Raw genomic sequence first — 4,868 nt, 5'->3', positions numbered from 1 at the left:
GATCGGTGCTTGGGGTGAGGGCGGGACATCTCTCCCACTGTCTGTACGTGCTTGCCGTCAGATCCGAGCTCGGTCCCTCCGCCCGACAAGCTATTCCTACGCTTGCCACGGTAGAACATACAAGCGAGCTTGCTCGCGATCGGGCGGTCGATCAGACCTCAGCGGTTCACAGCCGATACGAATCCAGCACTTCCTGCGCCGCGCGGAAGGCTTCGCCGGCGGCCGGGACACCGGCGTACACCGCACAGTGCAGCAGCGTTTCGCGGATTTCCTCGACCGTGCAGCCGTTGTTCAAGGCCCCGCGCACATGGCCTTTCAGCTCGTGCGGACTTTTCAGCGCGGTCAGCGCGGCCAGCGTGACCAGGCTGCGGGTGCGGCGGTCAAGTCCATCGCGGTTCCACACCGCGCCCCAGGCGTGTTCGTTGATGAAGTCCTGCAGGGGCTGGTTGAATTCGGTTGCATTGCCCAATGCCCGGTCGACGAAATCGTCGCCCATGACTTCGCGGCGTACCTGCACGCCCGGTTTTTTCTGTTCGCTCACTGTGTGACGGCTCCGCTCGGACGTATGTCTATGCTCACTGGGCTGCCGGAGCGCCCTGCTTCATGTCTTCTTCGCACTTGCGCATGAAGGAGTTCTTCGCTGCGCCGGCGAGCGGCTTGCCGTCCTTGCTCAGCGCGCGCGCTTCGCAGTCGGTCTTGTGCATCGCTTCGCGGTGGCATTTCTGCATGAAGGAGGACTTGGCGGCGCCGACCAGCGGCTTGCCGTTCTTGTCGATGGCGGCCGCTTCGCACTTCGAGTCGGCGGCGGCGTTCGGGCTGGCGTCGGCGGCCAGAGCGCTGCCACAGGCGAGCAGGGCGGTCAGTGCGGCGATGATCATCTTGTTCATGTCGATCTCTCCCGTTGGGTAGGTGCGATGGCGTATCGCCCGTACATGATGAACAAAGCGGCGCCGCTCGGCAAAGCCTTGCGCGGACCAAACTAGCCGGCAGGGATGCGTACGCCCGGCGTTTTCAGCCAGTCGAAGGTGCGCGCCATCTCGGCCGGGCTGACGTCGTTCACCTGCGAGTCGGCGAACACGTCGTCGCCGGCCAGCCAGTCGGCTTCCGATTCCGGTGCGGCGAGCGCCAGCATCAGCGCGTGGTTCAGTTCGTACGACGCCCAGCTGCAGCCGGCGTCGCGCAGCGCCGATTGCAGCGCGTTCTGCACCAGACTGCGCACCATGCGGTGGGCGACCGAGTAGGGGATGTCGTCGATCTCGCCGCAGGCTGCGCGGTCGCAGGCGGTACGGTCGTGCGAGGCGTGGCCGCGACAGGCGAGCGGGCGCACCGCGTAGATTGCACAGGCGCCGTCCTCGTCGATGAAGGGGCAGGCCGCGCGCAGGGCCACGCGGCCTTCAGCGTCGGTATCGCGCGTGTCTTCGTCGGCGGCGGCGAGACGACGAACCAGCCGGGCACACACCGCCGGGTCGGCTTCGCGCAGATGGCGTGCGATGTGCAGCACCTCGGGCGCGGTGGCGGTGACACGCACCGTACAGCAGGTCGCGCAACCGCGGTCGCAGGCGACCGGCGCACCGGCGTCCATCCGCGCCTGCAGCGCCTGTTCGAAGTTGTCGAAGGCTTCGCCCAGCAATTGCGCGAGCAGTGCGTCGTCGTCGCGTTGCGACGCCAGGATCTGTGAAAAGGTCGCGTGACGTGCGCGGAAGAAGCGCAGGTTGTCGTCGTCGGCGGTCATGGCGTGCGCACTCCGGGCGGATAGGGTCTGCGTGCCACTGTACGAAGGAGGACGGCGCGCCGGGTTGATGCAGCGCAAACGGGATGCGCGTGCAGCGGGGCGTTCACATTGGCTGGGCAGGCGGGCGTGTTCGCGAAGGCGGCGGGGTTCGAAGTCCGCGGCCAGCTGGGGCCGCATCGCGGCCAAGGCCGCTCCCACAGGGAGTGCGCTCGCTCTGTCGCGGAAGCGAGAGCCTGGGTTTTGTGGGAGGGGTCTTCTGACCCCGACAGCGGCCTGTATCGAAGTCAGCGGACAGCAGCGGCCCTGTCGCGGCCAGGGCCGCTCCCACAGGGAGTGCGTCCGACCCGTCGCCGAAGCGAGAGCCCGGGCTTTGTGGGAGGGGTCTTCTGACCCCGACAGCAGCCTGAATCGAAGCCGGCGGACAACGGTGGCCCTGTCGCGGCCAGGGCCGCTCCCACAAAAGGGGGGGGCGAGCGTGGCCGTCAGCCGCCTACGGTGAGCCTCAGCAGCAGCCCGATCACCGCGCAGGCGCCGATCACATGTATCACATTCGCCTTGAAGCGGAACAGCGCGACGGCTGCGCCGAGGGCGATCAGGGCCGACATCCAATCGAAGCTGCCGGAGAAGCCGTGCGGCCACAACACGTGGTACCCGAAGAACAGCGCGAGATTGAGCACGACGCCGACTACTGCGGCGGTGATGGCGGTCAGTGGCGCGGTGAACTTGAGGTCGTCGTGCGTCGATTCGACCAGCGGCCCGCCGGCGAGGATGAACAGGAAGGAGGGCAGGAAGGTGAACCAGGTCACCAGCGTGGCCGCGACCGCGCCGGCGAGGAAGAGGCTGTCGGGGCCAAACACCGCCTTCACGTATCCGCCAACGAAACCCACGAAGGCCACCACCATGATGAGCGGGCCGGGCGTGGTTTCGCCGAGCGCGAGGCCGTCGATCATCTGCACCGGCGTCAGCCAGCCGTAGTGGCCGACCGCGCCCTGATAGACATAGGGCAGCACCGCGTAGGCGCCGCCGAAGGTGAGCAGCGCGGCCTTGGTGAAGAACCAGCCCATCTGCGTCAGCGTGTGCGACCAGCCGAGCAGGCCCGCCAGCAGGCCCATCGGCACCGCCCAGAGCAGCGCGCCGACGATGGCGACGCGCGCCAGTCGCGTCCAGCGGAAGCGCGCGTGTTCCGGCGTCGGCGTGTCGTCGTCGATCAACGCCGGCCCGTAGGAGGCGTGTTTTGCCCCGTGTCCCCCGCCGGTGCGGAAGGTTGTCGGTGCGACGCGGCCGCCGATGTAGCCGATCAGTGCGGCGCCGGCGACGATGGCGGGGAAGGGAATGTCGAGCGCGAAGATGGCGAGGAAGGAGGCGGCGGCGATCGCCCACAGCGTCCGGTTCTTCAGCGCCCGCCCGCCGATGCGCCAGGCCGCCTGCACGACGATGGCGGTGACCGCCGGCTTGATGCCGTAGAACAGTCCGGCCACCAGCGGCACGTCGCCGAAGGCGATGTACACCCAGGACAGCGCGATCAGGATGAACAGCGACGGCAGCACGAACAGCGCGCCGGCAACGATGCCGCCCCAGCTGCGATGCATCAGCCAGCCGATATAGGTCGCGAGCTGCTGTGCCTCCGGGCCCGGCAGCACCATGCAGTAGTTCAGCGCGTGCAGGAAGCGGCGCTCGGAAATCCAGCGCCGGTTCTCGACCAGTTCCTGATGCATGATCGAAATCTGGCCGGCCGGTCCGCCAAAACTGATGAAACCCAGCTTGAGCCAGAACATGAAGGCTTCGCGGAAAGGAACGCTGGCGGGTCGGGGCGCGGTCATCGGCGGCAGAGGGTGCGGGCGGGCACGGAATGTCGGTCAGGCGCGCATTCTGCACCGCGGACGAGGCCCTGCGATGACACGGTCGCTGGCCCGCATCTTGCAGGTAGTGATCGACGCGTTGCCTGCCGGGACGTAGAGGAGCGTTCCGGCAATCGGCTGCTGGCCGGCGACGGGTCACATTACCTATTACTCGAAAACAAAGGAGTCACCATGAAATCTTCGCTGATGACCGCGTGCTGCGTCGCCGTGCTGCTGGCAGGCTGTTCCGGCCTGGGCTCGTCGACGGCCGCTCGCGACAACTCGACGGAGACCCACAAGAATTACTGGGCCAAGTACGAACACTCCCGCAGCTCGATGCCCGCCTCGTCCGAATCTAAGCCTCTCTTTGGCGGCGGCGGTACGTCCGACGAAAAGACGGTCGCCGCTTCGCGTGCCGCACGCATGGGGCCGGGCTGCACCGAACCCGGCACCGACAGCACGCTCAAGCTGATCGCCCAGCTGGAAGCCTCCGGCAAGGCGGCAGGCAACGGACAGGTCGATGCCAATGTCGTCCGCCTGGCCGAGCGCGCGCAGATGCTGTCCTTCCTGCGCGAATCGCTGTACCGCACCTGCGAGCGCCTGGCCGCGGGCCAGATCACCAAGGAGGAGGCGGCAGCAGCCAATGACAAGGTGATGAATTCGGTGCACGCCATCATCGAAACCGACCGCGACCTCGCCCGCAAGTCGGCCGCGGATGCATTGAAAGGACTGACGCCGGAGCAGATCAAGGCGCTGCAGTAAGCGACCGCACACCTCGCCGGGCCTGTGCGCCCGGTTGAGACAGAGACGCCGGTGAGACAGTTGACCGGTCGACCTGTCTCGCCTGTATCAGGCCGCCTCGCCATCGCTGCTGGTTCGCAGGCGCGAGCGCTTGCGATCTGTGGCCGGAGCCGGGATTCTGTGGGAGGTGTCTTCTGACCCCGACAGCGGCCTGTACCGGAGCCCGCGGACCGCAGTGGCCGCATCGTGGCCAAGGCCGCTCCCACGAGGATCGCTCGCGATCCGTCACCGGAGCCGAGATTTTGTAGGAGCGGTCTTCTGACCGCGACACGGCGGTTGAATGGAGCACTGCGCGAGGTCACGGGCCGCAGTCGCGGTCAGAAGACCGCTCCCACAGGTTCCGCGCCCGCGCGGTTTCCGCCTCACACCTTCTGGTAGATCTCCGCGCCCGACTTCACGAACTCGACCGCCTTCACTTCCATGCCCTTCTGCAGCGCGTCCTCCTCGTTGAGGCCCTGCTTGGCGGCGAAGTCGCGCACGTCCTGCGTGATCTTCAT

The 4,868-nt window shown here is 67.2% G+C and carries 5 protein-coding genes; 1 reads left to right on the top strand and 4 read right to left on the bottom strand.

From position 1 onward, the window contains the following. Positions 1-166 precede the first annotated feature (166 nt). The 4 genes from AC51BJ_RS08870 to chrA form a co-directional block, all read right to left on the bottom strand. Positions 167-541: a carboxymuconolactone decarboxylase family protein gene (locus tag AC51BJ_RS08870; RefSeq protein ID WP_019916536.1), complete on the bottom strand. Its 375-nt coding sequence runs from the start codon at positions 539-541 to the stop codon at positions 167-169. A 34-nt stretch (positions 542-575) separates the two neighbouring features. Continuing rightward, positions 576-887 carry a hypothetical protein gene (locus AC51BJ_RS08865; protein ID WP_304025812.1) on the bottom strand — a complete coding sequence of 104 codons (312 nt, stop codon included), beginning with the start codon at positions 885-887 and terminating at the stop codon, positions 576-578. 92 nt (positions 888-979) lie between these two features. Further along, complete coding sequence (locus AC51BJ_RS08860) at positions 980-1,732, bottom strand: YkgJ family cysteine cluster protein (protein ID WP_496279980.1); 753 nt, start codon at positions 1,730-1,732, stop codon at positions 980-982. A 482-nt stretch (positions 1,733-2,214) separates the two neighbouring features. After that, entirely contained in the window at positions 2,215-3,552 is a 1,338-nt protein-coding gene (gene chrA, locus AC51BJ_RS08855; protein ID WP_496279979.1) for a chromate efflux transporter, read from the bottom strand. A gap of 210 nt (positions 3,553-3,762) precedes the next feature. On the opposite strand from chrA, the gene AC51BJ_RS08850 reads away from it, so the two are divergent. Further along, positions 3,763-4,332: a hypothetical protein gene (locus AC51BJ_RS08850; RefSeq protein ID WP_430435312.1), complete on the top strand. Its 570-nt coding sequence runs from the start codon at positions 3,763-3,765 to the stop codon at positions 4,330-4,332. Positions 4,333-4,868: the final 536 nt, after the last annotated feature.

This window comes from Methyloversatilis sp. S146-33 (assembly GCF_059552495.1).
This window is presented reverse-complemented; position numbering and strand designations above follow the sequence as displayed.

What these genes read in the sequence shown, in the direction of transcription:
- AC51BJ_RS08860 (WP_496279980.1), bottom strand. Translation starts at nt 1,732, where the DNA reads ATGACCGCCGACGACGACAACCTGCGCTTCTTCCGCGCACGTCACGCG.
- AC51BJ_RS08865 (WP_304025812.1), bottom strand. Translation starts at nt 887, where the DNA reads ATGAACAAGATGATCATCGCCGCACTGACCGCCCTGCTCGCCTGTGGC.
- AC51BJ_RS08850 (WP_430435312.1), top strand. Translation starts at nt 3,763, where the DNA reads ATGAAATCTTCGCTGATGACCGCGTGCTGCGTCGCCGTGCTGCTGGCA.
- chrA (WP_496279979.1), bottom strand. Translation starts at nt 3,552, where the DNA reads ATGACCGCGCCCCGACCCGCCAGCGTTCCTTTCCGCGAAGCCTTCATG.